This is a genomic window from Bacteroides sp. NGMCC 1.200775 (assembly GCF_040798045.1).
In the GTDB taxonomy this organism is placed as follows: Bacteria; Bacteroidota; Bacteroidia; order Bacteroidales; family Bacteroidaceae; genus Bacteroides; species Bacteroides hominis.
Map to the genome: position 1 here is coordinate 306,876 of NZ_JASCQK010000003.1, position 26,209 is coordinate 333,084.

Here is a 26,209-nt window from a genome sequence, read left to right on the forward strand (position 1 = left end):
TTATTGGATAAATGTATCAAGTTTTATATATATCTTTGTAGTCTAATTCACAAACAAACTATTTGTCAATATGAAAAATCGTGTTTATGCAACGAAAAAGATGCTGAGAGTATTATTAAGTACTCTTTTATTGGGATGCGTGGTTGTAGGATGTATTGATGAGAAAGATCATTATAAACCAGATGAAAAACCGTCCGGGGTAGCTAATTCCTTTGATTTTGCAACTACACAAGATGTTCAATTGGATCTGAAGTATGATATTCCTGCAGAGAATTATCAGGTATTATTTGAACTGTATTTTGAGAATCCGTTGACAACTGATGCTGACGGACAGGTTGTGAAACGCACTGATATCGACCCCAAGGTAGTGAGAATGACTGATGGAACCGGAGTATATCGTGCTAAAGAAACAATCCCGGCTTATGGCGAGGAAGTATATATTTATACCTCTTATATCGGAGTACCAATGTTGTATAAAACTAAAATAGAAGGGAATACAATAACGGCTGATATAAACTGGGATACGGCTGCCGAAGCATCTGTGCAGACGCGTGTAGGTGGTGAGTATCAAACGGTGCCTGAAGGATTTTATACTTTGGGCAGTTGGGATATAAAAGGACGGCCTAACTATTTGGATAATGAAGGTGTTATTGAATTGACGCCCGCATTTTACAGAACAATTAATAAAACTATACCGGAGGATGGAAACTGCCCTCAGAAATATCGCCAGTCGGTTGATTTTATGATTAATGACGAACATGGTGCCGAAGTGAAGGTGCGTTTTATCGGAGGGACAAGTGCGGCATATAGTGCGTTTGGCTATTATTGCTATTCGGAAGGGGCAAATGTCGCTCAGATTCGGAAAGCTAAAAAGTACGTTGTATTCCCCAATACTAAAACGGGAGTCGGTATTAAAGGCGGGGAGTGTGTAAAACTACATTATATTGATGCTGACGGAGAAGATAAGGGAACTGTATTCCCAAAAGGGACTAAAATAGGCTGGTTTATTAGTAATGATGCTTTTACGAGAAAAGGGACGACTACTAATGGTAATGTAGGTAAAGGACGGGGAATGTTCTATTCAACTACTGCATTAAATAACGATCAACGTAAGCATACAGCTGCATTTAAAATAAATGAATTTATTGTATTATCGTTTGAAGATTGGGCAAGTCAGGATTATAATGATGTTATGTTTAATGTCTGGTCAAATCCGATAGAGGCTATTATCCCTCCCGATATGCCCTCGGTTGATCCGGAAGATCCGGACGATCAGTCAATAGCCTATAAAATGACGTATAAAGGAATTTTGGCTTTTGAAGATAATTGGCCTTCTAAAGGTGATTATGACCTGAATGATGTGATTGTGAAATATAATTCGGTTTTGAGTTTTAACACCAAAAATCAAGTACTTTCTACTGAGGATACTTTTACTGCTATGTGGTCAGGAGCGTTATTTAAGAATGGCTTTGCTTACCAAATGAATACAGAAAGGGCAAATGTAGAAGAGTGTGACTTCACCGAGGGGAAATCGGCTTGGGGAAGTCAGGGGTTGGATAATGAATTAGGCCAGGCTACTGTTGCTGTATTTGCCAATGCTATTGAAGAGACCGGTAGCAATACAAAGACCTCTGCATTTAAGATACGGAATAAATTTAAGCAACCTGTAGATCATGAAACTTTTGGAGTGGCTCCCTACAATTCATTCATCTTCTTGCACCAGAATACAGGAAAGGATCGTACGGAAGTACATTTGGTAAACCATAAACCAACTGATAAGGTAAATACGGCTCTCTTTGGAAGCCAGCAGGATTTATCGGATACAGATAAAGGGATCTATTACGTGTCAGACCAGAATTATCCGTTTGCTATTCATTTGGCAGATGTTGAAACATTCAATACGGAAGAGAAGGAATCTATTGATCAATCATATCCGCGTTTTGCTTCATGGGCAAAATCAGGTGGAAAGACAGATAAGGATTGGTATTTGAAGAAATAAGCAGACTGCTCTTTATTGTAAACGAGGTTGTCAAAACTCATCACAGAGAACACAGAGTAGCACAGGGGTAGTTTAAGTTGCTGATTATTAGTAAAAAGACTCTGAGATACTCTGTGTTATTCCGTGGTGAGTTTTGACATAACTTCGTTTTTTGTTATCGGTATTCTTATGAATTTTGCCTGAGTCCATTGATATACTCAATTAACTTTCTGTAGAAAGCGTGTTTGCTCATGGTTGTGGCATCACCCAATATTACCAGTTTCATTCTGGCACGGGTGATGGCTACGTTCATTCGCCTTAAGTCATTGAGAAATCCGATCTGTCCGTTTTCATTGGCTCGTACCAAACTGATAAAGATAACATCACGTTCTTGTCCCTGAAAACCATCTACTGTGTTGACAGTGATTCGGTTACGGTAGGGGCGAAAGAATGGATTTCCTTTTATTTTATTCCGTAAATATTGTACCTGGGCTTTATAAGGTGAAATAAGTCCAAAGTCTATACACTCTTCTGCCACTCGGTTTTCTCCGATTTTGCGGATATAATTTTCCAGTTCTTGCAACAGCAGATTGGCTTCCGGTTTATTGATACGTCCGAAACTTTCTCCAACGAACTCTTCATGAAAGTCCATTTCCGAAGTATCGATCCAATTTATGGGAGTGTCCAGCTCGAGTATTCCCCGGTGAGAAATTTCCGGTGCGGCTTCCAGCTCACCTTGATAGAACCAGGCGGAAGGAAACTGCATGATGGAGCGATGCATGCGATATTGTATTTTCAGCAGAGAAACGGCTTCTTGCTTGTTCATTACGACTTTTTCCATTAATGTGCGGTCTAAACCGCTTCGCGCGGCCTCCATACATTTAATGGTCGGAGGGAGTTGGCAATGATCTCCTGCGAGGATTACACGGTCTGCTTTTCGGATAGCTATCCAGCAGGCAGCTTCCAGGGCTTGTGCGGCTTCGTCGATAAAGAGGGTGCTGAAATGCCGTCCGGTGAGAATCCGGTGATTACTGCTGACCAGTGTAGATGCAATGACACGGGCACTGGAAAAGAGGTCTTCGTTGATTAGTATTTCAAGTTCAGTGGCACGTTCTTTCAGGCGGAGTATTCGGTTACGTGTGGATTCGCGTTCAGAATATCCTCCTTTACGCATATGATTCCTCATGTCACGAATGGATTTACGAATACCCCATAACTCGGTATATGCCGGATGACTTTCGAAACGGCGTTCGTAGGTAAACGAAAGCATTTTGTCGTTTACCCGGCTGGGATTGCCGATGCGTAGTACAGGCACTCCGCGGTCTACCAACTTTTCCGCAATCCAGTCGACGGCCGTATTACTTTGCGCACATACCAGCACTTGGTTTTCACGATGCAATGTTTCGTAGACAGCTTCTACGAGGGTAGTGGTTTTACCTGTTCCCGGAGGTCCGTGTACGATAGCCACGTCTTTGGCACGTAGCACTTTGTTAACGGCTTCCTCTTGTGTGGTGTTCAGCCAGGGGAAGCGTACCGGATATATCTCTCTCCATTGCGAGGGTTGTTTACTAAGTAAAATATCACGTAGTTGGGCGAGGCGATTACCTTTTGCACGAATCACGTCTTCCAAGGCTTCGAACATACTGCGGTAGGAAGTTTCATCGAAATACAACTGTACACCCAGTCTGTCTGCTCCTTGTATTTCAAGAAGTGCACCTGCTCCGGGTACCACGACTACCATACGCTCTTCATCTGCATAGCTTACGGTATAGATGGAATTGAAATAATGTATGCTGCCATCATAGCCCTGTTCGAAAAAGCAGACAGGACGTCCGAATTCAAATGCATGTTCTATCTCTTTATCTTCTTGACGTTCTATTTCTATCACAAGTTGGTTCAGCGAATTATAAAAACTTCTGCCTGTACTGACGGGATACCAGCAAAGCCCTCGCTTCACTTTCCTCGCAATGCCCATCGTTTCTGTCTGCTTGCGAAATTCTTCTTTTTCATATTCATATTCCATACGTAGCAAAAGCTGTTGGCGCTGAAGATCGCTAAGCGGGGAAGAAGAGTTTGTATTATAATCGTTCATGCTAATGGGGTGCGGGTTAAATTTCCGGCAAAGATAACAAATCTGTTTCCGGATTGGAATAAACATTTCAATTTGTTAAACCTTTCTTTCGTATAATTGGTTATAATAAATAGAAGAACAGATAAAACCAGAATTGTTATGGTATATGATTTGAATATGTTAAAGAGCTTCTATACATCCTATAAAGGGAAAATGGAGCATGTTCGTGCAGCACTGAAGCGTCCTTTGACGTTGGCTGAAAAGATTTTGTATGCACATTTGTATAATGTGGCGGATTTAAAGAATTATGAACGGGGAGAGGACTATGTCAATTTTCGTCCGGACCGTGTTGCAATGCAGGATGCAACGGCTCAAATGGCCTTGTTGCAATTTATGAATGCCGGGAAAGATACAGTGGCAGTACCTTCCACGGTACACTGCGATCATTTGATACAAGCTTACCGGGGTGCTGAACGTGACATTGAAACAGCTACACAAACCAACCGGGAGGTGTATGATTTCTTGCGTGATGTTTCCTCTCGTTATGGCATTGGTTTCTGGAAGCCGGGAGCGGGCATCATTCATCAGGTGGTGCTTGAGAATTATGCTTTTCCGGGTGGGATGATGGTCGGTACCGACTCGCATACCCCGAATGCCGGAGGGCTTGGAATGGTGGCGATCGGTGTAGGTGGTGCCGATGCTGTGGACGTGATGACAGGTATGGAGTGGGAACTTAAGATGCCGAAATTGATCGGGGTACGTCTGACAGGAGAGTTGAATGGATGGACAGCTCCCAAAGATGTCATACTGAAATTGGCCGGTATCCTGACCGTGAAAGGAGGGACAAACGCTATTATCGAATATTTTGGATCGGGTACGGCTTCGTTATCGGCCACGGGAAAGGCTACAATCTGTAATATGGGTGCTGAAGTAGGAGCTACTACCTCTCTTTTTCCTTATGATGAACGTATGGCTGTTTATCTGAAAGCAACCGGACGCGAGGAAGTGGCTGTGATGGCCGACAGTGTAGCTGCCGATTTGCGTGCAGACGACGAAGTAATGGCACGTCCGGAAGATTTTTATGACCGGGTTATCGAAATAAATCTTTCAGAGTTGGAACCTTATATTAATGGTCCGTTTACTCCGGATGCCGCCACTCCTATTTCAGAATTTGCTGAAAAGGTAGTAATGAATGGTTATCCCCGGAAAATGGAAGTAGGTTTGATAGGTTCCTGTACCAACTCTTCTTATCAGGACATCAGCCGTGCGGCTTCCGTAGCCCGGCAGGTGAATGAGAAGAACTTGGGAGTGGCATCACCACTGATTGTAAATCCGGGTTCCGAACAGATCCGTGCGACAGCCGAGCGTGACGGTATGATGGATGTATTTGAAAAGATGGGTGCTACTATCATGGCTAATGCCTGCGGTCCTTGTATCGGCCAGTGGAAACGCCATACAGACGATCCGACCCGTAAAAACTCTATTGTGACTTCATTTAACCGCAATTTTGCCAAACGTGCTGACGGTAACCCGAATACTTTTGCTTTTGTGGCTTCACCCGAGATTGTTCTGGCACTGACTATTGCCGGCGATCTTTGTTTCAACCCGTTGAAAGACCGTTTGGTTAACCATGACGGTGAAAAGGTGAAACTTAGTGAACCTACGGGGGATGAACTGCCATCTGCCGGATTTGTTGCCGGCAATCAGGGATATCAGGCTCCTACGGGTGAGAAAGCTGAGATTAAGGTTGCTCCGGATTCTCAGCGTTTACAGTTACTGACTCCTTTCCCTGCATGGGACGGCAATGATTTTCTCAATATGCCGCTGCTTATCAAAGCACAGGGAAAATGCACCACAGATCATATCTCGATGGCAGGTCCCTGGCTTCGGTTTCGTGGCCATTTGGAAAACATTTCCGATAATATGTTGATGGGAGCGGTGAATGCATTCAATGGCGAAACGAATAAGGTCTGGAACCGTTTGACCAATACATATGAAACAGTTTCGAGTACCGCAAAACAGTATAAAGCGGATGATATCTCTTCCATTGTAGTAGCCGAAGAAAATTATGGAGAGGGGTCAAGTCGTGAGCATGCTGCCATGGAACCGCGTTTTCTGAATGTGAAGGTGATTCTGGCCAAAAGCTTTGCCCGCATTCATGAAACCAATCTGAAAAAACAGGGTATGTTGGCCGTTACTTTTGTAGATAAAGCCGATTATAACCGGATTCGTGAGCAAGATTTAATCTCGGTAGTTGGATTAAAAGAGTTTTCGCCCGGACATAACCTGGAGGTGATTTTGCATCACGAAGATGGCACTGAAGAACGGTTTGCGGTACAGCATACTTACAATGAACAGCAGATTGACTGGTTCCGAGCTGGATCGGCTTTGAACGCCAAATAGCTTGTAGATAGCTTTCCGGGACTTGTTTTAGGTTTTAAATCAATAAATCTTTGGTTTTAAACCAATGGAACCTGACTTTGGAACACGATTGGAGGAGTATATAAAAAAATAAATCAATGAGTAAAATTACCAAACAGAAAGATGGGGGATTGTTGGTGCCGGATGTACCGACAATACCTTTTATAACAGGTGATGGAGTAGGGGCGGAAATCACTCCTGCCATGCAGGCAATAGTAAATGCGGCGGTAGATGTATCGTATGGTGGCAGCCGTCATATCGAATGGAAAGAAGTATTGGCCGGTGAACGTGCTTTTCGGGCAACGGGTTCATGGTTACCTGATGAAACGATGGAGGCTTTTAAGGAATATCTGATCGGCATCAAAGGACCGTTGACAACTCCGGTCGGCGGGGGAATCCGTTCGTTGAATGTGGCTCTCCGCCAGACGCTCGACTTATACGTTTGCTTGCGTCCGGTGCGCTGGTTTCGTGGAGTGGTGTCTCCCGTCAAAGAGCCTGAGAAGGTGAATATGCACATCTTTCGTGAAAACACGGAAGATATCTATGCCGGGATCGAGTGGGAAGCAGGTACTCCGGAGGCAAGAAAATTCTATAAGTTTTTGCACGATGAGATGGGAGTCAGTAAAGTACGTTTTCCCGAAACCTCTTCTTTCGGGGTGAAGCCGGTTTCGCGTGAAGGTACAGAGCGTCTGGTACGTGCCGCGTGCCGCTATGCATTGCAGCATGAACTGCCTTCGGTCACTTTGGTGCACAAAGGCAATATCATGAAATACACCGAAGGAGGTTTTAAAAAATGGGGATACGAGTTGGCTGAACGTGAGTTTGCCGATGCGATTGCTTCAGGCAAACTGGTGATTAAAGATTGTATCGCTGATGCCTTTTTGCAGAACACTCTCTTGATTCCTGAAGACTATTCGGTTATCGCCACTTTGAATCTGAACGGAGATTATATTTCCGATCAGTTGGCAGCCATGGTAGGAGGTATCGGTATCGCGCCGGGAGCCAATATCAACTATGACTCCGGACATGCCATTTTTGAGGCTACCCATGGGACGGCTCCCAACATTGCCGGAAAGGGAGTAGTCAATCCTTGTTCATTGATACTTTCAGCCGTCATGATGCTTGAATATCTGGGCTGGCAGGAGCCTGCCGACCTGATTGTAGAGGCGCTTGAAGCCAGTTTTGCCGAAGGGAAAGCCACCAATGACCTGGCGCGCTTCATGCACAAAGGGCAGCCACTTTCTACCTCCGAATTTACAGAAGAAATCATTAACCGAATTAAAAATTAATACCTTCAGGACATGAAAAAAGAATATTTGATTTATAAACTTTCCGAGGCAATGAAAGATTGTACCCGGATTGACACCGATTTATTTCCGAAGTTTGACGTAAAACGGGGGCTTCGTAACGAAGACGGTACAGGTGTGTTAGTCGGACTGACTAAGATTGGTAATGTCGTAGGTTATGAGCGAATTCCCGGAGGGGGATTGAAGCCTATTCCCGGAAAGCTGTTCTATCGGGGATATGATCTGGAAGACTTGGCACATGCCATTCTGAAAGAAAAACGTTTTGGATTTGAAGAAGTTGCTTATTTATTGTTATCCGGCAGTTTGCCCGATAAAGAAGAACTGGCTTCGTTTAGGGAACTAATCAATGATAATATGCCTTTGGAACAAAAAACCAAGATGAATATCATTGAACTTGAGGGGAACAATATTATGAACATTTTGGCTCGCAGTGTACTTGAAATGTATCGTTTTGATTCCAATCCGGATGACACTTCACGTGATAACCTGATGCGTCAGAGCATTGATCTGATCTCAAAGTTCCCCACAATCATCGCTTATGCCTTCAATATGTTGCGTCATGCCACTTTCGGCCGTTCGTTACACATCCGTCATCCGCAGGAGAATTTGTCGATTGCCGAGAATTTCCTTTATATGCTGAAACGGGATTATACCGAACTGGACGCGCGTACACTTGACCTTTTGCTGGTGCTCCAGGCGGAACACGGAGGAGGTAACAACTCTACTTTTACGGTTCGTGTAACTTCATCTACCGGTACAGATACATATTCGGCTATTGCCGCAGGTATCGGTTCGTTGAAAGGTCCGCTCCATGGAGGTGCCAATATTCAGGTGGCCGACATGTTCCATCATTTGCAGGAAAATATTCAGGACTGGACCAATGTGGATGAGATTGACACTTACTTTACCCGTATGCTGAACAAAGAGGTTTATAATAAGACCGGATTGATCTATGGTATCGGGCATGCCGTGTATACCATTTCCGATCCTCGTGCCGTATTGCTGAAGGAACTTGCACGTGACCTGGCACATGAGAAAGGGCGTGAACGCGAATTTGCTTTCCTTGAACTTCTGGAAGAGCGTGCCATTGCCACATTCGGTAAGATTAAGAATAATGGAAAAACGGTGTCCAGCAACGTCGATTTTTATTCCGGTTTTGTATACGAAATGATTGGCTTGCCACAAGAAATCTACACTCCTTTGTTTGCTATGGCACGTATTGTCGGTTGGTGTGCCCATCGTAATGAAGAATTGAATTTTGAAGGCAAACGTATCATTCGTCCGGCTTACAAGAATGTGTTGGAAGAAGAAAAATATGTGCCGTTGAAAAAAAGATAAAAGAAAAGTCTGAGGGTGTGGCAGATCACTTTGCAGCACCCTTACTTTATTTCCGTAAACTATTTGTCTCTTTAAAGTTTTTCTTTTAACTTTGTCCATTGTATAAAATCTTGGATATGAGTATAGAAGGCTTTAATCTGCTTCTTTTGATAATGAGTCTGGTGGCTCTGGTCGTTTTCATAGCCCTTTATTTTATCAGGGCGGGATACGGTATGTTCCGCAGCCGTTCCTGGGGTATCTCGGTAAACAATAAGTTGGCCTGGATACTTATGGAGGCCCCTGTCTTTTTGGTCATGAGTTGGTTGTGGTGGCATTCCGACCGTCGTTTCTTTCCTGTAGAACTTACTTTCTTTCTCTTCTTTCAGTTGCATTACTTCCAGCGGGCCTTTGTTTTTCCCTTCTTGATGAAAGGAAAAAGTAAGATGCCGATACTCATTCTTTTGATGGGAGTCCTCTTTAATATCCTCAACGGACTGATGCAGGGTGAATGGATATTTTATCTTGCGCCTTCAGGATACTACACAGCTGACTGGTTGCTGTCACCTTGTTTTTGGATAGGAACACTTTTATTCTTCAGCGGGATGCTAATCAACTGGCATTCCGACTCAGTCATCCGGAATCTGCGTACTTCCGGAGATACCCGCCATTATCTTCCTCAAAGGGGAATGTATCGTTACGTGACTTCTGCCAACTATTTGGGTGAGATTGTTGAATGGATTGGTTGGGCTGTCTTGACCTGGTCTTTGCCGGGATGTGTCTTTGCTTGGTGGACTATTGCCAACCTTGTTCCACGGGCAGATGCTATTTGGCATCGTTATAAGGAAGAGTTCGGGTCACAGGTCGAGTATAAGAAACGAATTTTTCCCTTCTTATATTAAAAAATAAAATACTTATGAATACACACCTTGCTTCTAAGCTTTTCACACCGATTACCATCGGACCGCTTACATTGCGCAACCGTACTATTCGTTCGGCAGCTTTTGAAGGTATGTGTCCGGGAAACGCCCCTTCTCCGATGTTGCTTGATTATCATCGTTCCGTTGCTGCCGGAGGTGTAGGGATGACTACGGTTGCCTATGCTTCGGTGACCCGTAGCGGATTATCATTTCCAAGGCAATTGTGGCTTCGTCCCGAGATCATTCCCGGCTTACGTGAGCTAACCGATGCCATTCATGCGGAGGGTGCCGCTGCCAGTATACAGATAGGGCATTGTGGCAACATGTCTCATAAAAGTATTTGTGGAGTTACGCCTATTTCTGCTTCATCAGGCTTCAATATTTATTCGCCTACATGGGTACGGGGGATGAGGCGGGAGGAATTGCCGGAAATGGCAAAAGCCTACGGACGTGCAGTCTGTCTTGCTCGTGAAGCCGGCTTTGATGCTGTTGAAGTTCACGCAGGACATGGGTATCTGATCAGCCAGTTTCTTTCACCTTACACCAACCGCCGGAAAGATGAATATGGAGGATCATTGGAGAACCGGATGCGGTTTATGATGATGGTAATGGAAGAGGTGATGAAGGCGGCCGGCAGTGATATAGCCGTGTTCGTGAAGATGAATATGCGTGACGGCTTTCGTGGTGGCATGGAAATAGAGGAGACCCTTGAAGTGGCCAGACGGCTTGAGTCATTGGGGGGGCATGCATTGGTTCTGAGTGGAGGTTTTGTCAGTAAAGCTCCTATGTATGTTATGCGTGGGGCGATGCCTATCAGGACGTTGACGCACTATATGGATTGCTGGTGGTTGAAGTATGGTGTTAAGTTGGCGGGACGGGTGATGATACCGACTGTTCCTTTTAAAGAAGCCTATTTCTTGGAAGATGCTTTAAAGTTCCGCTCTGAGATTAAAATTCCTTTAATTTATGTTGGCGGGCTGGTGTCCCGTGAGAAAATAGATGAGGTGCTGAATGAAGGGTTCGAGGCTGTACAGATGGCACGTGCTTTGCTTAATGAACCCGGGTTTGTCAACCGGATGCGGCGTGAAGAAAAGGCCCGCTGTAATTGTGGGCACAGTAATTATTGCATAGGAAGGATGTATACCATTGAGATGGCTTGTCATAAGCATTTGGCAGAAGAACTTCCTCTTTGTTTGCAAAAAGAGATCGAACACTTGGAAAATAAATGATGGAACGTAAGCTTGCTATTATTACCGGCGCCGATGGTGGGATGGGGATGGAGATCACCCGTGCCGTGGCTCGTGAAGGTTATGCAGTAATCATGGCCTGTTGTTCGCTGTCGAAGGCGGAACCCAAATGCAGGGAGTTGGCGAAGGAAACAGGAAATAAGAATATGGAAGTGTGGGAGATAGATCTTGCATCACTGGCTTCAGTGAAAACTTTTGCAAACCGGGTATTACAGCGGAACACTTCCATAGCTTTGCTGATGAATAATGCCGGGACGATGGAAACCGGATTGCATATTACAGAAGATGGGCTGGAGCGTACGGTCAGTGTAAACTATGTAGGTCCCTGTCTGTTGACGCGGCTTTTGCTTCCGTTGATGGGACAGGGAACACGTATTGTCAATATGGTGTCTTGTACCTATGCAATTGGTAAGCTGGATTTTCCCGATTTTTTTCTTCGTGGTAAAAGGGGAAATTTCTGGCGAATCCCTGTTTATAGTAATACAAAACTCGCTTTGTTGCTTTTTACTTTTGAACTGGCAGAGCGTCTTCGGGTACGTGGAATAACGGTCAATGCTGCTGATCCAGGAATTGTGTCTACCGATATCATCCGGATGCATCAATGGTTCGATCCATTGACCGACATTTTCTTCCGCCCTTTTATACGGACACCTCTTCAGGGAGCCTCTACTGCAATCGGACTATTACTTGATGTGGAAGCAGGGAAACAGACTGCGACATTTAATTTGAATAATCATTTGCATCCTCTTTCCGAAAAATATACTCACCATGTTCAAAGGGTGCAATTATGGGAGGAAACAGAAAGAATCTTGTCAGAGAAGGGGTTTACCGTAAATGATAAACAGTGAACCATAAACATTTTGTATGTTTACCGTCCACCGTCTGTCTTTTTCTGTTGTATACTGTTATCAAATAGACAGTTCTCTCAACACATTGACGAGATCTCTTTTGACAGGTTTATCGTTTTTGATGGCTTTGCTGAACGGAACATAAACAATTTCGTCGTGCTCTATGCCGATCATGACATTACGTTGGTCTTCCATGATAGCATCGATAGCTGCCGCACCCAGACGACTGGCCAAAATACGGTCATGTGCCGTCGGGCTGCCACCACGTTGCAAGTGCCCCAGAATGGTGACGCGAACATCATATTGTGGATATTCGTTTTTCACACGTTCGGCATAATGCATGGCACCTCCGGTAAGTTCACTTTCGGCTACCAGTACGATACTGCTGTTTTTTGATTTGCGGAAACCGCTCTTTATAAATTCCTCCAGTTGGTCGACTTCTGTACTGAATTCCGGAATGATGGCGGCTTCTGCTCCCGAGGCAATCGCACCGTTCAATGCCAGAAAACCGGCGTCGCGTCCCATTACTTCTACAAAGAACAAACGCTCGTGCGAAGTAGCTGTGTCACGGATCTTGTCGACTGCATCCAGAATGGTATTCAGCGCCGTGTCATATCCGATAGTGGTATCTGTGCCAAAAAGGTCATTGTCAATAGTACCCGGAAGTCCGATACAGGGAACGTCATATTCTTGTGCAAAGATGCGTGCTCCGGTCAGCGAACCGTCACCACCAATTACAACAAGGGCATCAATCCCTTCTTTTACCATGTTATCGTATGCCATTTTGCGTCCTTCGGGAGTTGTAAACTCTTTGCAACGTGCTGTTTTCAGGATCGTTCCTCCCAGTTGAATGATGTTACTTACATTCTGGCTTTTAAATTCTTTGATCTCCCCTGTTACCAAGCCTCTGTATCCTCTATATATACCTTTTACTTGCAGTCCGTTATAGATTGCTGCACGTGTCACTGCACGAATAGCAGCGTTCATTCCCGGTGCATCACCACCGGAAGTTAAAATACCAACACACTTAACTGTTCCCATAACAATCTTGTTTTTTAATTGACGTTGCAAAGATAACAAAAAGGAGTGCCCTGTATGATTAAATAACGTTAATTCATTGTCTTTTAATCTGTGCCTTTATGGCTTCGGAGATTTCTTCCATCAGCCATTTGGGAGTGGATGTAGCCCCGCACACGCCGATAGAATTGACTCCGGGGAGCAAAGAATCATCGATTTCCTCAGCACTGTCTATCAAATGTGAGTTTGGGTTGACTTTTTTGCACTCTTCGAATAACATTTTGCCATTTGAACTTTTTTTACCACTGACAAAAAAGATCAGATCGTGTGAAGCGGCAAATTTTCGCAGGTTGGGCATGCGGTTGGCTACCTGGCGGCAAATGGTATCATAATATTCAAAAGTCGCGTCAGGCGAAATGTGTTCTTTGATGTATTCCACAATTTCCCAAAACTCATCGAGTGATTTGGTAGTCTGTGAGTATAAGCGTATGCTTTTGCTGAAGTCCAGCTGACGGGCTTCATCGAGTTTTTCTATCACAATCGCCTTGCCGGTTGTTTGTCCGACCAATCCCAGGACCTCTGCATGTCCGTTCTTACCGTAGATCACGATTTGTTTCTCATCAGAGTCCTCCTGCATGTATTCTTGTTTGATCCGTTTTTGCAAACGGAGTACTACCGGACAAGTGGCATCAATGATCTCGATGTTATTCTCTTTGGCGATGATATAGGTCTCAGGCGGTTCGCCATGGGCGCGTAAAAGTACTTTGGCGTTATGAAGTTGCTTGAATTCCTCATGGTTGATGGTAATCAGTCCCATTTCCTTCAGACGCTCCACTTCGCGGCTGTTGTGTACAATATCTCCCAGGCAATAGAGCGTCACCCCTTTTGTGAGTTCCTCCTCGGCTTTGTGGATGGCTGTGACCACTCCGAAACAAAAACCGGAACCTTCATCTATTTCTACTTTTACCATATAATTACAAATCTGTGATTAAAAAAGGGTGTAGCCATACTGACCGGATGGCTACACCCTTTCCTCAGGATGGCTACACCCTATGGGGCGTATGGCTACACCCTTCCGTTTTTACTTTTTTATTGCTTTTTGATATTCGGCTGTCAACCACTCCCTCTGCTCGGCAATGGTGAGATGACTGTTGTCTAATAGTAAAGCATCGTCGGCTTTCTTTAGCGGGCTCACTTCACGCGTCTGGTCTATATGGTCACGTTGTTTCACGTTCTCCAATATTTCTTCGAAACTGGCCTCCTGTCCTTTGGCTTTCAGTTCGTCATAACGGCGCTGGGCGCGAATCTCCGGTGAGGCGGTTACGAATATCTTTAATTCTGCATCCGGAAATACAGTTGTACCGATATCACGGCCATCCATAACAATGCCCTTGGCTTTGCCCATTTCTTGTTGCTGGGCCACCATGGCTTCGCGGACAAAACCGAGCGCACTGATCGGACTTACTTTAGAAGAAACTTCCATGGTGCGGATTTTGTTCTCTACGTTCACTCCATTTAAGTAAGTATTCGGGCGACCGGTTTCCGGATCAATCCGGAAAGAGATGTGGATATCGTCGATACGCTGTTTCAGTTTTTCAGTATCAATCGTATCTCCGCTGAAGATGCCGTTCTCTATACTGTATAGTGTAACGGCACGATACATAGCTCCACTGTCGATATAAATGTATCCGATTTCTTTAGCCAAATCTTTAGCCATGGTACTTTTCCCGCAAGAAGAAAAGCCATCAATTGCAATTGTTATCTTTTTCATGATGTTATGCAGCAGGTTTATTCCCTTTTTTAACGTCTTATCTAAATTTTTTCGCCAAATATACTGCATTTTTAAAATATCTGCGTTATATTTGTGGCACAAAAGCAATAACAGCTTAAAAACCAGAAGAACACCAATTTTTATATAATAATTTTATGGAAGTAAAAAAATCGCCCAAAGCAGACCTCGAAGGTAAGAAGACCCAGTGGCTGCTGATCGGTTACGTTGTGGTGCTCGCCTTTATATTCGTTGCGTTCGAATGGACGGAGCGTGATATAAAGATCGATACAAGCCAGGCGGTAGCCCAAATTGAGTTTGAAGAGGAAATGATTCCTATTACACAACAGGAAGAAAAACCGGCCCCACCTCCCGTTGAGGTTCCGAAACAGGCTGAAATCCTGAAGATTGTTGATGACCAGGCTGATGTGGAAGAAACAGCTATTGCTTCAACAGAGGATACCGGACAGAAAGTGGAAGTAAAATACGTGCCGGTTGAGGTGAAAGAGGAAGAACCGTCGGAACAGGAAATTTTTGAGGTAGTAGAAGAAGCTGCTGAGTTTCCGGGTGGTATGCCTGCTTGTTTGCAGTTCCTGTATAAGAATATCAAATATCCGACCATTGCTCAGGAAAACGGAACCCAGGGACAGGTTGTTCTTCAGTTCGTTGTTGAACGTGATGGTAGTATTACTGACATTAGGGTTGTAAAGAGCGTTGACCCATATCTTGATAAAGAAGCTCTTCGTGTGGTTAAAACCATGCCTAAATGGAAGCCGGGTAAGCAGAGAGGTAAACCAGTTCGTTGTAGATTTACATTACCTGTACGATTCAGACTGCAATAATCATTGTATAGTATAAGAAGAGAGGCTGCCGTCCAAGCAGCCTCTTTTCATTCAATCCTCTTTTTATAACTTATTACTATGTATACAGCATTTCAGCTTCTTGATAAAATAAATTCTCACATTTCAGATATCCGGTTTACACGCACACCGGTTGGTTTGTATGACCCTGTTAAATACGTACTTTCTATGGGGGGAAAACGCATTCGCCCTGTTCTGATGTTAATGGCATACAATCTCTATAAGGAGGATGTTACTTCTGTTTATGATCCTGCTACGGCAATTGAAGTTTATCATAATTATACTCTTTTGCATGACGACTTGATGGATCGGGCCGATATGCGCCGTGGAAAAACAACGGTTCATAAAGTCTGGAATGACAATACTGCAATTTTGTCGGGAGATGCCATGATGGTGCTGGCTTATCAGTATATGGCAAGCTGTTCTTCAGAGTATCTGAAAGAGGTTATGGACTTGTTTAGCCTGACAGCACTTGAGATTTGCGAAGGTCAGCAGATGGATATGGGGTTTGAGTCCCGCGATGATGTGAAAGAAGAGGAATATCTGGAAATGATCCGTTTGAAAACTGCCGTTCTATTGGCGGCCAGTTTGAAAATCGGAGCTATTTTGGGAGGAGCTTCCCGTGAAGATGCTGAAAATCTATATGATTTCGGCATGCAGATTGGGGTTGCTTTCCAATTGCAGGATGATTTGCTGGATGTATATGGCGATTCAGCCGTGTTTGGTAAAAATATCGGTGGTGATATTTTATGCAATAAGAAAACATATATGTTGATTAAAGCATTGGAACGGGCCGACCGGAATCAGTTGGATGAACTGAACCGTTGGTTGAATGCGACTTCATTCTGTGCCGAAGAAAAAATCGGTGCTGTAACCGAGTTGTACAATCAGATAGGTATCAAAGCTGTCTGTGAAAACAAGATGCGTGAGTACTATACTCGTGCGATGACCAGTCTGGGGGCCGTATCTGTCATAGAAGATAGGAAAAGTGAGCTGAAAAAGCTGATGAAGCATTTAATGTACCGCGAGATGTAATATAACGATGCCTTATAGACGTTTGCCAAATACTGATCAAGCCAGGATACGGGCGCTGAAAGCAGCGGTCGTAAAGGGGGACGTATGTAATGTCTATGATTTGGCCGTTTCGTTAAAGACATTGGGGGAAGCACGTATGTTTCTGGCTAAATTTGAGGCTGCGCATTCTTATTATGTACACTGTTATGGCGAACAGAGCAGAAACAGTAAGAAGCATCAGGCCAATGTAAAAGCGGCCCGTCTTTATATTTCTCACTTTATACAAGTTTTGAACCTGGCAGTGATTCGAGCCGAAATTAAAGAATCCCATAAAGATATGTACAGCTTGCCTATGGATAATTTCGGCGTGCCCGACTTGAACAGTGAGGCTTCTATAGCCGAGTGGGGACAGAAAATCATAGAAGGAGAGCGGCAACGTACTTCCCGGGGAGGCATACCTATCTATAACCCGACGATTGCCAAAGTGAAAGTACATTATGATATATTCATGGAAGGTTATGAGAAGCAGAAAAACCTTCAACTCCTCACAAATCGTAGCTTAGAACAACTTTCGTCTATGCGTGCGCAGGCTGACCGGTTGATTCTCGATATCTGGAATCAGGTGGAGGCCAAATACCAGGAGGTACTGCCTAATGAAAAGCGGTTGGAGAAATGTCGTGATTACGGTCTGATTTATTATTACCGGACCGGTGAAAAACAAACTAAAGAGATTCTTTAAAATATGCTTGTCGATTCACATTCCCATCTTTTTCTGGAAGAATTTGCCGAAGATTTGCCTTTGGTAATGGAGCGTGCCCGTGCTGCCGGTGTTACGCATATTTTTATGCCCAATATAGACAGTACGACAATCGAACCTATGTTGTCGGTTTGTGATACCTATCGTGACTTTTGTTTCCCGATGATCGGGTTGCATCCTACTTCCGTGAACGATTCGTATGAAAAAGAACTTGAAATAGTGGCTAATTACCTGGCAACTTCGGAACGATTTGTGGCCGTAGGAGAGATCGGGATCGATCTTTACTGGGACAAAACCTGGTTGAAAGAACAGTTGATTGTTTTTGAGAAACAGGTTCAGTGGGCCCTTCAGTACCAGTTGCCGATTGTCATTCATTGCCGTGAAGCTTTTGATTATATATATAAGGTATTGCAGCCTTATAAAAGCAGTGGCTTGACCGGCATTTTTCATAGTTTCACCGGGACGTCCGAAGAAGCTGCCCGGATGATGGAGTTCTCCGGGTTTAAGATTGGCATAAATGGTGTGGTCACTTTCAAAAAGTCAACTCTGCCGGAAGCGCTTAAACATATTCCGTTGGAACGCATTGTGCTGGAAACGGATTCTCCTTACCTCACGTCGGTCCCTAACCGTGGGAAGAGGAATGAGAGTGCGAATGTGAAAGATACATTAATAAAAGTTGCCGAAATATACAAGGAAGATCCCGAAAAAGTTGCGGAATTGACTGCTATCAGCGCATTGAAAGTGTTTGGAATACTCAAATAAGCTCTGTTAGATTTTAAATTTTATTAATTTAGTGGATTTATTAAAGATAAAAGAAGGATAATGCTGCAGAAGAAGAAAAAAAAGAATACATTTGTAGCTGAAAACGCTTGTGGTTCGCATTTTTTTTGTAATTTGCACCCGATTTGAGGAAAGCACCAATTGGAGAGATGCTCGAGTGGTTGAAGAGGCACGCCTGGAAAGCGTGTATACGCCAAAAGTGTATCGCGGGTTCGAATCCCGCTCTCTCCGCAGGAAATATTAAACAAAAGACGATAAGTAAATACAATAATAATAATTTAATTAATTAATCTTAAAAATTAGACACACAATGAAAAAGTTATTTGCAATTGTTGCTGTGATGGGAGTCTTAACATTTGGCTCAACTCAACTCGTTCAGGCTCAGGATGCTGCTGCTACCGAACAAGCTGCTCCTGCAGCAGACAAACCGGTTGCTGAGGCTGCTGAAGCTTCTGCTCCTCTTGCTGGTGCTGAAGAAGAAGGTGGTATCCACAAAGAAATTAAAGTAAAATTCATCGAAGGTACTGCATCTTTCATGAGTTTGGTTGCTATCGCATTGGTTATTGGTTTGGCTTTCTGTATTGAACGTATCATTTACTTGAGCTTGGCTGAAATCAACACAAAGAAATTTATGTCTTCTATCGAAGCTGCTTTGGAAAAAGGTGATGTTGAAGCTGCTAAAGATATCGCTCGTAACACGAGAGGTCCTGTTGCTTCTATCTATTATCAAGGTTTGATGAGAATCGACCAAGGCATCGACGTGGTTGAGAAATCTGTAGTATCTTATGGTGGCGTTCAGGCTGGTTACCTTGAAAAAGGATGCTCTTGGATCACACTGTTCATCGCGATGGCTCCGTCATTGGGATTCTTGGGTACTGTAGTAGGTATGGTTATGGCATTCGATAAAATCCAACAGCAGGGTGATATCTCTCCGACAGTTGTTGCTGGTGGTATGAAGGTTGCCTTGATTACTACTATCTTCGGTTTGGTTGTAGCTTTGATCCTTCAGGTATTCTATAACTACATCCTTGCTAAAATTGAAGCTCTTACAAGCGAAATGGAAGACTCTTCTATCTCTTTGCTTGACATGGTAATCAAATATAACTTGAAATACAAAAAATAATCTGAGATGAGTAAGTTAACATATAAAGTATCGTATTACGTACTATACGCGATGTTTGCTCTTATCGTGATCGTATTAGGTCTTTTCTATTTTGGTGGACAAATGGAAACTCCGCTTGTATACGACATGGATAATCCTGCAAACACAGATGCCTTGCTGTACCTGATGTACGGTCTGTTTGGCATTGCTGTAGTTGCAACTGTTGTTGCTGCTATCTTCCAGTTCGGTTCTGCTTTGAAAGACAATCCTAAGGGTGCTATCAGATCATTGCTCGGACTTATTCTTCTTGTTCTTGTATTGGTTGTAGCATGGTCTATGGGTAGTGGTGAAACACTGACAATTCAGGGATATGAAGGAACTGACAATGTTCCTTTCTGGTTGAAACTGACTGATATGTTCCTTTACAGTATTTATTTCTTGTTGTTGGTAACAGTTGTTGCTATCATCGGAAGTAGTATTAAAAAGAAATTATCATAACTAATTGGGGAAACTCAATAAAATACAGTAACTACAATGGCAAAAGGAAATAGAAAAGTTCCTGAAATTAATTCAAGTTCAACAGCGGATATTGCATTCTTATTGCTTATCTTCTTCTTGATTACGACATCTATGGATACTGACCGTGGTTTGGCAAGACAATTGCCTCCACCTCCCGATAAGGATCAGGTTGACAATGACATCGTTGTTAAGGATCGTAACGTTCTGCAGATTTTTCTGAACTTTCAGAATCAGTTGATGTGCGGTGGCGAAGTTGTTGATGTGAAGCAATTGAGGGAAAAAGCCAAAGAATTCATTGCCAATCCATATAACGATGAAAAATTACCGGAAAAACATGCGAAAGATGTGCCTTTCTTTGGTAATACCATGGTTACGGAGAATCATGTAATTTCTTTGCAGAGTGACCGCGGATCTTCTTATCAGGCTTATTTTGATGTTCAAAATGAGCTGGTTGCTGCTTACAACGAGTTAAGAGATGAATTGGCTCAGGAAAAGTGGCAGAAGAATTATGCTGAGTTGAATGAAGACCAGCAGAAAGCTATTCGTGAAATTTTTCCTCAGAAGATCTCTGAGGCTGAACCTAAAGGAGTTAAAAAGAATAATTAATGGGAAAATTTAATAAAACAGGTAAGCGCGGGATGCCTACGCTGAATACTTCTTCTCTACCTGACTTGATCTTTACATTGTTGTTCTTCTTTATGATTGTAACAACAATGCGTGAAGTTTCTTTGAAGGTTGAGTTTAAGATTCCGCAAGGTACTGAGTTGGAAAAGCTTGAAAAGAAATCTTTGGTTACGTTTATCTATGTAGGTAAACCGACAGCAGAGTTTCGTAAAAAACTGGGGTCTGAAAGCCGTATCCAGTTGAATGACGCATATGCTGAAGTTGACGAAATTCAGGCTTACGTAACTAACGAGCGCTCAAGTATGAAAGAGGAAGACCAACCCTTTATGACTGTGTCTTTGAAAATTGACCAGGATACAAAAATGGGTATCGTTACCGATATTAAACAGGCTCTTCGTCAAGCTTATGCACTGAAAATTAACTATTCTGCGAGAGCTCGCGAATAAGTTATTCTATACATAGAAAAGGCCGTCTGATTTGTTTCAGACGGCCTTTTTTTATGAGATACCCGGGCTTATCGCTTTCAGCCCTTATAGGACTAATATCCCTTGGGACTTATATGGGTTGCCTGTATGTATTTAGTGGCGATATCGTAACTCCTGTATGGGCGATTACACAGACTCACATGCAGATATAAAGATTGAAATAGTCGATAATCTTGATAAGACCTGTGAAGTCTGTGTAATTCGTACAGTGGTTAATGTATTCCTTTTCGTTGGTTTGAGATGATCTTATTTACCTGTATAGAATTCTATGATTCGTTTGATGGATCTCTGGCAAACCGGACAGAATGTGGGATATTCATTTGTGCGCATGCGGCAATCGAATGCCGGACGATAGATACCTTTAGCTGAGTAACCTCCTCCTTCGTATACACCTGTGGGGTATTTGGCCTTATCTGCTACCGGAGTCGGAACCGGGGTGTCTTTAGTGAGCATATCTTCCCATTTGGAAGCGAAGTTGACACGTGTGGTTATGTTTTGTTCCCATGGTTCGATATTGAGTGGATAGAGGCCGTTCATCACATCTTCGTCATAGAAGTATTCATCGGCCAGACCACCGAAACTATGTCCGAATTCGTGTACCACTACCGGGCGGAAATTGGGGTGGTGTGCGGTGGTTAATGTGAAAGCATTGTAGATGCCGCCTCCGCCATATTGCTCTGTATTGGCGAGGATTATGATATGTTCATAGGGAATGCCTGCCAATGCGTCGTTAATTGCTTTTACACGACTGGTAGTCAGATAGCGGTCAGAGTAGAAAGTATCGAAGTGCGAACCGAAGGCAGTATGTTTCCATGCTCCCTGTTTCGGAGCACTGACTCCGCTGTCTGCGGAAGGACTGGCTACGGCTATGATATTGAAACGGTTCTTCATAGACTGGAACGGTTCGTGCGAAAATAGTGCTTCGCATGCCACGGCTGCATCTTTATAGAAAGTTTCCATTTCGGCTGTGGTATATCCTTCGGCCAGGATTGCCACATCGATACATTGTTCTTCGTTTCCGCTTTTCAGCAAATATTTGTGTGGGGTGATGTGTGTGAGTCCTTTTTTATGTATCAGGATATCATCGGGCTTGACGATATGTTTCAGGCTTGCGCTTACTTCGTGTTTGTTGTTGCGCAGCGTGATTTCTACTTCCGCCGGTTTTACAGGGTAGGGCAGGAGATAAGTATTCTCAAATCCTTTGGTTACTTCTTTAGCTTCGTCTGTCTCCAGCCATTCCTGGAATAGTGAGGAAAACGAAGTGGTATAGATAACTTTTCCGCTTTCCACATCACGCATGACAATTTGCCCGTTTCCTTCCAGTGGTAATTCTGCAAGATGATGCCGTCTGCCTGCCCATGTGGGCAGTTCCGAAAGTTCGTCGAGACAAATTGATTGCTTTTCCGCATTTCCGGTGAAAAGATAATCGACGCGCAGTGTTTTGTTCGTAAAGTAGTCCGAAAAGTTTTGTGCGTATGCACATCCTGTCACGAAAAGACAGGTGAATAAGGTCAATATTAGCTTCATATCGTGTGAATTTATTGTTTTTACAAAGGTACGAACTATTGCCGATTTATTCTATTTTTACAAATAAAAGTAATAAACTATAGTATTTATTGCCGGGGAAATAACTAACTTTGCATTAGTGATTGATATATTAAAACAAATTGATTTAAAATGGGACATCATCAATTAGATACTTTAGACGAGCAGATTCTGAAGTTGATTGCCGACAATGCCCGCATTCCGTTTCTGGAAGTGGCAAGAGCGTGCAACGTTTCGGGTGCGGCTATTCATCAACGCATACAGAAGTTGACTAATCTGGGTATATTGAAAGGTTCGGAGTATGTTATCGACCCGGAGAAGATTGGATATGAGACATGTGCTTATATTGGGATTTATCTGAAAGATCCTGAGTCGTTCGATTCTGTGACCAAAGCTTTGGAAGCGATTCCGGAAGTAGTGGAATGCCATTTCACCACCGGGAAATATGATATGTTTATCAAGATATACGCAAGGAACAACCATCACCTTCTCAGTGTGATCCATGATAAACTTCAACCGTTGGGATTGGCTCGTACGGAGACGCTTATTTCATTCCATGAAGCTATCAAGCGGCAAATGCCGATCATGGTAGAAACGGACGAGGATTAAGTTTATCCCCGAACGTAATCTACGAAAGCATATGAGCAGAGATGTTTCTCATCCGCAGGATGGACTTCTCTGCTTTTTTCGTGCCATATGGCTGTATCTACAGCCGGGAAAAAGGCATCTGCTTCCGGAGCTGTGTCATCAACTTCGGTCAGGCACAGTTCGTCGGCCAAAGGCATGGCTTGGCGGTAGACACTTGCTCCTCCGATGATGTATACTTTCTCTTCTTCCTGACAGCTTTTCAAAGCGGCCTCCAGCGAAGTGAACACCTCTGCTCCGGGACATTCGGTTGCCGGATTGGAAGAGAGTACCACATTCCGTCGATTGGGTAACGCTCCTTTAGGAAGCGATTCGAAAGTTTTTCGTCCCATTATGATTGTGTTTCCTGTGGTCAGCGCCTTGAAACGTTTCAGGTCGTTGGGCAGCCAGAATAAAAGCTTGTTTTGAAATCCTATGGCCATTCGGTGGTCTACAGCGGCAATAATGCTAATTCTACTCATAGTCCGGTGGAGTTATGTTATACCGCAACTTTCCCTGCAATGTGCGGGTGCGGATCGTAGTTTACTAATTCAAAATCCTCAAACCGGAAGTCGAAGATACTTTTCACATCCGGATTTATTTTCATCTGCGGCAGTGTACGGGGCTCCCGGCTAAGTTGCAGTTTCACCTGTTCCAAATGATTCAGGTAGATATGCGCATCACCCAGCGTGTGGATGAACTCTCCCGCTTTCAAACCGGTGACTTGCGCCATCATCTGTAGCAGCAGTGCATAGGAGGCTATGTTGAACGGTACACCCAGGAAGATATCGGCGCTGCGCTGGTAGAGTTGCAGGCTCAATCGTCCGTTCGCTACGTAAAACTGAAAGAACGCGTGGCAGGGAGGGAGGTTCATGTGATCCAGATCACCGACGTTCCAGGCACTGACGATGATGCGGCGTGAATCCGGATTGTGCTTGATGGCATCCACCGCTTCACTGATCTGGTCGATGAATCCGCCGTCATAGTTGGGCCACGAACGCCACTGATAACCATAAATATGTCCCAGGTCGCCCTTCTCGTCCGCCCATTCGTTCCAGATGCGTACACCGTGGTCCTGCAGATATTTCACATTTGTGTCTCCTTTCAGGAACCACAACAGTTCGTAAATGATCGATTTCAGATGAAGTTTCTTGGTAGTGAGGCAAGGGAAGCCTTCGTCCAGGTCGAAACGCATCTGGTGTCCGAAGACACTGATGGTTCCCGTTCCGGTGCGGTCACCTTTTTCTGTTCCTTCTGCCAACACCCGGTTGAGCAGATCTAAATATTGTTTCATATGGATGGTTATACTTTTTGAGTTACTAAAAATTCCTGCCAAAGTTACAAAAACAGCCCGAATAACTTACAGGAACGGTGTGAATAAGTTCGCAAACCAACATTTAAACTTCTTCCAGGCCGATTTTTGTCTCCACATTTCCGGAGTCAGACGGGTGCAATGCAGGGTGTCGGCTTCAAAAACGTCATTCAACTGCCGAGTGATGTTCTTGTCGAAAATGAAGGCATTCGTTTCATAATCGTATCGCAGGCTCCGGCTGTTCAGGTTAGCTGTACCTACGGTGCAGAACAGATCGTCCACCATCATGATCTTTGAGTGGTGGAATCCGCCGTTGTACAGATAGATATTTGCCCCCTTTTTCATCAGTTTCTGCACGGCATAAAGCGAGGCATCCGGTGTGAAAGGGATATCCGATTTGGAAGAAATCATGATCTCTACTTTCGTTCCCCGGTTCAGTGCCCTTTTGAGGGCCTTGCGGATGGATGAAGTCGGAACGAAGTATGGATTCACGATGCGTACATCGTGTTGCGCGGCATAGATAGACATGGCATACGTGTGGCTCAGCATTCGGGAGTTCCGTTTGGGAGTGCGGTCTACGATTGCGATGATTGTGTTGCAACTGTCTGCACGTTCCGGATGATTCGGGAAATATTCTTCGCCCACGATGTTTTGTTTGGTAGTCTTGTTCCAGATGTCGAGGAAGATTTCTTGCAGAATATTCACCGCGTCGCCTTCGATCCGGATGTGCATATCGCGCCAGGTACCTATCTTGGGTAGCCCGTTGATGTAGTAATCCGCAATATTCATTCCGCCCGTATATCCTATTTTTCCGTCGATGACCGCAATCTTCCGATGGTCACGATGGGCTGCATGATTGATATACGGGAACTTGAACGGATCGAATTTTACGATTTCGATTCCCTTTTCCCGGATTGCTTTCAGATGCTTCTTCTTGAGCGGCTTGTTGTTCGACCAGTTACCGAATGCATCGAACAATGCCCGTACCTTGACACCCTCTTTCACTTTTTCGCCGAGCAGGTCGAACAGTGCATTGGCTATGGAGTCGTTACGGAAATTGAAATATTCCAGATGAATGTGATGCTTCGCTCCGCGGATGGCTTCGAACAAGTCTTCAAATTTCTCCCGCCCGCTTTTGATAAGTTTCACCTTATTGTTGTCAGTGATAGGGATGTTAGAGTACTCGAGGAACTGCATGACAAGGGAGTCGCTTCGAATAAATTGTGTAGTGTCCTCCCGCTGCATCAGCAGGCTGTCAATATTCTGTGTTCGGGCAGTGCCTATAGAGAGAATGGTCGCTATTATTAAAACGTATAATTTCAAAACCTCAGTCTTTATTTAGTTTACAAGGAAACAAAGATACAACATCTCTGTTCTTGGCTTCTTTTTGTCAAGAGCAGATTTAGTATATATTAACAGTTGGCCGCTTTTTCAGGAAAGAATAGGAGTAATGCTTGATAACATCAGGAGATAATTGATTTACTCCTGATGTTATCGGGTGGAAGAGCCGGGCTTCGGGGGCGAAAGCTTACTGCTTTTGGCAGGAATACACCGTCTTCCGGACCGAAAGACACCGTCTGTTTCCTCCGGACGCACCGTCTTCCGGAAGATCTGCCGGTGATACCACAAAAAAAGGGAAGAGTTGCAACTCTTCCCTTTTACCTCATATTAAATTGAATATATTGTATGTATCTTG

The 26,209-nt window shown here is 43.9% G+C and carries 24 protein-coding genes and 1 tRNA gene; 17 read left to right on the forward strand and 8 right to left on the reverse strand.

The window, feature by feature from the left end:
- Positions 1–70: 70 nt before the first annotated feature.
- On the forward strand, positions 71–1,999 hold the full coding sequence (locus QK890_RS10450; RefSeq protein ID WP_032539747.1) for an LruC domain-containing protein: 1,929 nt from the start codon (positions 71–73) through the stop codon (positions 1,997–1,999).
- Positions 2,000–2,165: 166 nt separating this feature from the next.
- Here QK890_RS10450 and QK890_RS10455 read toward each other — a convergent pair whose 3' ends face one another.
- Positions 2,166–4,070 (reverse strand): AAA domain-containing protein, encoded by a 1,905-nt coding sequence (locus QK890_RS10455; RefSeq protein WP_367627327.1) that lies wholly within the window; start codon positions 4,068–4,070, stop codon positions 2,166–2,168.
- A gap of 138 nt (positions 4,071–4,208) precedes the next feature.
- Here QK890_RS10455 and QK890_RS10460 point away from each other — a divergent pair, with 138 nt between their 5' ends.
- The 6 genes from QK890_RS10460 to QK890_RS10485 all read left to right on the forward strand — a co-directional run bounded on the left by QK890_RS10460 (position 4,209) and on the right by QK890_RS10485 (position 12,106).
- Entirely contained in the window at positions 4,209–6,452 is a 2,244-nt protein-coding gene (locus QK890_RS10460) for an aconitate hydratase (RefSeq protein WP_032539748.1), read from the forward strand.
- A 116-nt stretch (positions 6,453–6,568) separates the two neighbouring features.
- Positions 6,569–7,759 carry an NADP-dependent isocitrate dehydrogenase gene (gene icd, locus QK890_RS10465; protein ID WP_032539749.1) on the forward strand — a complete coding sequence of 397 codons (1,191 nt, stop codon included), beginning with the start codon at positions 6,569–6,571 and terminating at the stop codon, positions 7,757–7,759.
- A gap of 12 nt (positions 7,760–7,771) precedes the next feature.
- Positions 7,772–9,115, forward strand: coding sequence for a citrate/2-methylcitrate synthase (locus QK890_RS10470; protein ID WP_005781276.1), 1,344 nt, complete (start codon positions 7,772–7,774; stop codon positions 9,113–9,115).
- 116 nt (positions 9,116–9,231) lie between these two features.
- Positions 9,232–9,993 (forward strand): DUF1295 domain-containing protein, encoded by a 762-nt coding sequence (locus tag QK890_RS10475; RefSeq protein WP_005808307.1) that lies wholly within the window; start codon positions 9,232–9,234, stop codon positions 9,991–9,993.
- 14 nt (positions 9,994–10,007) lie between these two features.
- Entirely contained in the window at positions 10,008–11,240 is a 1,233-nt protein-coding gene (locus QK890_RS10480) for an NADH:flavin oxidoreductase (protein ID WP_032539750.1), read from the forward strand.
- The gene (locus tag QK890_RS10485) at positions 11,240–12,106 is read left to right on the forward strand and encodes an SDR family NAD(P)-dependent oxidoreductase (protein ID WP_032536838.1); all 867 of its coding nucleotides are present in this window, start codon (positions 11,240–11,242) and stop codon (positions 12,104–12,106) included. The genes QK890_RS10480 and QK890_RS10485 overlap by 1 nt, the downstream gene beginning before the upstream one ends.
- A gap of 60 nt (positions 12,107–12,166) precedes the next feature.
- On the opposite strand, the gene pfkA is transcribed toward QK890_RS10485, so the two are convergent.
- The 3 genes from pfkA to cmk all read right to left on the reverse strand — a co-directional run bounded on the left by pfkA (position 12,167) and on the right by cmk (position 14,894).
- On the reverse strand, positions 12,167–13,147 hold the full coding sequence (gene pfkA / locus QK890_RS10490; RefSeq protein ID WP_005781272.1) for a 6-phosphofructokinase: 981 nt from the start codon (positions 13,145–13,147) through the stop codon (positions 12,167–12,169).
- 73 nt (positions 13,148–13,220) lie between these two features.
- Positions 13,221–14,093 (reverse strand): 4-hydroxy-3-methylbut-2-enyl diphosphate reductase, encoded by an 873-nt coding sequence (locus QK890_RS10495; protein ID WP_005808303.1) that lies wholly within the window; start codon positions 14,091–14,093, stop codon positions 13,221–13,223.
- Between the two features lie 111 nt (positions 14,094–14,204).
- A complete protein-coding gene (gene cmk / locus QK890_RS10500; RefSeq protein WP_032539775.1) occupies positions 14,205–14,894 on the reverse strand; it encodes a (d)CMP kinase in 690 nt (229 codons plus the stop codon).
- A gap of 155 nt (positions 14,895–15,049) precedes the next feature.
- On the opposite strand from cmk, the gene QK890_RS10505 reads away from it, so the two are divergent.
- From QK890_RS10505 to QK890_RS10545, 9 genes are all read left to right on the forward strand, one after another.
- Positions 15,050–15,733: an energy transducer TonB gene (locus QK890_RS10505; RefSeq protein ID WP_005781269.1), complete on the forward strand. Its 684-nt coding sequence runs from the start codon at positions 15,050–15,052 to the stop codon at positions 15,731–15,733.
- Positions 15,734–15,811: 78 nt separating this feature from the next.
- Positions 15,812–16,786, forward strand: coding sequence for a polyprenyl synthetase family protein (locus tag QK890_RS10510; RefSeq protein WP_005808299.1), 975 nt, complete (start codon positions 15,812–15,814; stop codon positions 16,784–16,786).
- Positions 16,787–16,793: 7 nt separating this feature from the next.
- Positions 16,794–17,504 carry a hypothetical protein gene (locus QK890_RS10515; protein WP_005808297.1) on the forward strand — a complete coding sequence of 237 codons (711 nt, stop codon included), beginning with the start codon at positions 16,794–16,796 and terminating at the stop codon, positions 17,502–17,504.
- A gap of 3 nt (positions 17,505–17,507) precedes the next feature.
- Entirely contained in the window at positions 17,508–18,284 is a 777-nt protein-coding gene (locus QK890_RS10520; protein WP_367627328.1) for a TatD family hydrolase, read from the forward strand.
- A gap of 161 nt (positions 18,285–18,445) precedes the next feature.
- A tRNA-Ser gene (locus QK890_RS10525) sits at positions 18,446–18,533 on the forward strand.
- A 79-nt stretch (positions 18,534–18,612) separates the two neighbouring features.
- On the forward strand, positions 18,613–19,425 hold the full coding sequence (locus QK890_RS10530; protein ID WP_367627329.1) for a MotA/TolQ/ExbB proton channel family protein: 813 nt from the start codon (positions 18,613–18,615) through the stop codon (positions 19,423–19,425).
- A 6-nt stretch (positions 19,426–19,431) separates the two neighbouring features.
- Positions 19,432–19,902, forward strand: a complete 471-nt coding sequence (locus tag QK890_RS10535) for a hypothetical protein (RefSeq protein ID WP_005781263.1) — start codon at positions 19,432–19,434, stop codon at positions 19,900–19,902.
- 36 nt (positions 19,903–19,938) lie between these two features.
- Positions 19,939–20,529: a biopolymer transporter ExbD gene (locus tag QK890_RS10540; RefSeq protein ID WP_005781261.1), complete on the forward strand. Its 591-nt coding sequence runs from the start codon at positions 19,939–19,941 to the stop codon at positions 20,527–20,529.
- Entirely contained in the window at positions 20,529–20,993 is a 465-nt protein-coding gene (locus QK890_RS10545) for a biopolymer transporter ExbD (protein ID WP_005781259.1), read from the forward strand. Before QK890_RS10540 ends, QK890_RS10545 begins: the two co-directional genes overlap by 1 nt.
- Positions 20,994–21,278: 285 nt before the next feature.
- Here QK890_RS10545 and QK890_RS10550 read toward each other — a convergent pair whose 3' ends face one another.
- Positions 21,279–22,559, reverse strand: coding sequence for an IgA Peptidase M64 (locus QK890_RS10550; RefSeq protein WP_022011683.1), 1,281 nt, complete (start codon positions 22,557–22,559; stop codon positions 21,279–21,281).
- Between the two features lie 150 nt (positions 22,560–22,709).
- On the opposite strand from QK890_RS10550, the gene QK890_RS10555 reads away from it, so the two are divergent.
- On the forward strand, positions 22,710–23,186 hold the full coding sequence (locus QK890_RS10555) for an Lrp/AsnC family transcriptional regulator (protein ID WP_005781250.1): 477 nt from the start codon (positions 22,710–22,712) through the stop codon (positions 23,184–23,186).
- A gap of 2 nt (positions 23,187–23,188) precedes the next feature.
- Here QK890_RS10555 and QK890_RS10560 read toward each other — a convergent pair whose 3' ends face one another.
- From QK890_RS10560 to cls, 3 genes are all read right to left on the reverse strand, one after another.
- Entirely contained in the window at positions 23,189–23,683 is a 495-nt protein-coding gene (locus tag QK890_RS10560) for a dihydrofolate reductase (protein ID WP_005808285.1), read from the reverse strand.
- 17 nt (positions 23,684–23,700) lie between these two features.
- On the reverse strand, positions 23,701–24,495 hold the full coding sequence (locus QK890_RS10565) for a thymidylate synthase (RefSeq protein WP_005781248.1): 795 nt from the start codon (positions 24,493–24,495) through the stop codon (positions 23,701–23,703).
- Between the two features lie 66 nt (positions 24,496–24,561).
- Positions 24,562–25,836, reverse strand: coding sequence for a cardiolipin synthase (cls, locus tag QK890_RS10570; RefSeq protein WP_005808280.1), 1,275 nt, complete (start codon positions 25,834–25,836; stop codon positions 24,562–24,564).
- Between the last annotated feature and the right edge of the window lie 373 nt (positions 25,837–26,209).

Excerpts from the sequence above, each read along its gene's own strand:
- QK890_RS10475 (WP_005808307.1), top strand. The coding sequence starts at position 9,232 with ATGAGTATAGAAGGCTTTAATCTGCTTCTTTTGATAATGAGTCTGGTG.
- QK890_RS10505 (WP_005781269.1), top strand. The coding sequence starts at position 15,050 with ATGGAAGTAAAAAAATCGCCCAAAGCAGACCTCGAAGGTAAGAAGACC.
- QK890_RS10470 (WP_005781276.1), top strand. The coding sequence starts at position 7,772 with ATGAAAAAAGAATATTTGATTTATAAACTTTCCGAGGCAATGAAAGAT.
- QK890_RS10485 (WP_032536838.1), top strand. The coding sequence starts at position 11,240 with ATGGAACGTAAGCTTGCTATTATTACCGGCGCCGATGGTGGGATGGGG.
- QK890_RS10510 (WP_005808299.1), top strand. The coding sequence starts at position 15,812 with ATGTATACAGCATTTCAGCTTCTTGATAAAATAAATTCTCACATTTCA.
- QK890_RS10520 (WP_367627328.1), top strand. The coding sequence starts at position 17,508 with ATGCTTGTCGATTCACATTCCCATCTTTTTCTGGAAGAATTTGCCGAA.
- cmk (WP_032539775.1), bottom strand. The coding sequence starts at position 14,894 with ATGAAAAAGATAACAATTGCAATTGATGGCTTTTCTTCTTGCGGGAAA.
- QK890_RS10455 (WP_367627327.1), bottom strand. The coding sequence starts at position 4,070 with ATGAACGATTATAATACAAACTCTTCTTCCCCGCTTAGCGATCTTCAG.
- QK890_RS10480 (WP_032539750.1), top strand. The coding sequence starts at position 10,008 with ATGAATACACACCTTGCTTCTAAGCTTTTCACACCGATTACCATCGGA.
- QK890_RS10515 (WP_005808297.1), top strand. The coding sequence starts at position 16,794 with ATGCCTTATAGACGTTTGCCAAATACTGATCAAGCCAGGATACGGGCG.
- QK890_RS10450 (WP_032539747.1), top strand. The coding sequence starts at position 71 with ATGAAAAATCGTGTTTATGCAACGAAAAAGATGCTGAGAGTATTATTA.
- icd (WP_032539749.1), top strand. The coding sequence starts at position 6,569 with ATGAGTAAAATTACCAAACAGAAAGATGGGGGATTGTTGGTGCCGGAT.
- QK890_RS10530 (WP_367627329.1), top strand. The coding sequence starts at position 18,613 with ATGAAAAAGTTATTTGCAATTGTTGCTGTGATGGGAGTCTTAACATTT.
- QK890_RS10535 (WP_005781263.1), top strand. The coding sequence starts at position 19,432 with ATGAGTAAGTTAACATATAAAGTATCGTATTACGTACTATACGCGATG.
- QK890_RS10540 (WP_005781261.1), top strand. The coding sequence starts at position 19,939 with ATGGCAAAAGGAAATAGAAAAGTTCCTGAAATTAATTCAAGTTCAACA.
- QK890_RS10495 (WP_005808303.1), bottom strand. The coding sequence starts at position 14,093 with ATGGTAAAAGTAGAAATAGATGAAGGTTCCGGTTTTTGTTTCGGAGTG.
- pfkA (WP_005781272.1), bottom strand. The coding sequence starts at position 13,147 with ATGGGAACAGTTAAGTGTGTTGGTATTTTAACTTCCGGTGGTGATGCA.
- QK890_RS10560 (WP_005808285.1), bottom strand. The coding sequence starts at position 23,683 with ATGAGTAGAATTAGCATTATTGCCGCTGTAGACCACCGAATGGCCATA.
- QK890_RS10565 (WP_005781248.1), bottom strand. The coding sequence starts at position 24,495 with ATGAAACAATATTTAGATCTGCTCAACCGGGTGTTGGCAGAAGGAACA.
- QK890_RS10550 (WP_022011683.1), bottom strand. The coding sequence starts at position 22,559 with ATGAAGCTAATATTGACCTTATTCACCTGTCTTTTCGTGACAGGATGT.
- QK890_RS10555 (WP_005781250.1), top strand. The coding sequence starts at position 22,710 with ATGGGACATCATCAATTAGATACTTTAGACGAGCAGATTCTGAAGTTG.
- QK890_RS10460 (WP_032539748.1), top strand. The coding sequence starts at position 4,209 with ATGGTATATGATTTGAATATGTTAAAGAGCTTCTATACATCCTATAAA.
- QK890_RS10545 (WP_005781259.1), top strand. The coding sequence starts at position 20,529 with ATGGGAAAATTTAATAAAACAGGTAAGCGCGGGATGCCTACGCTGAAT.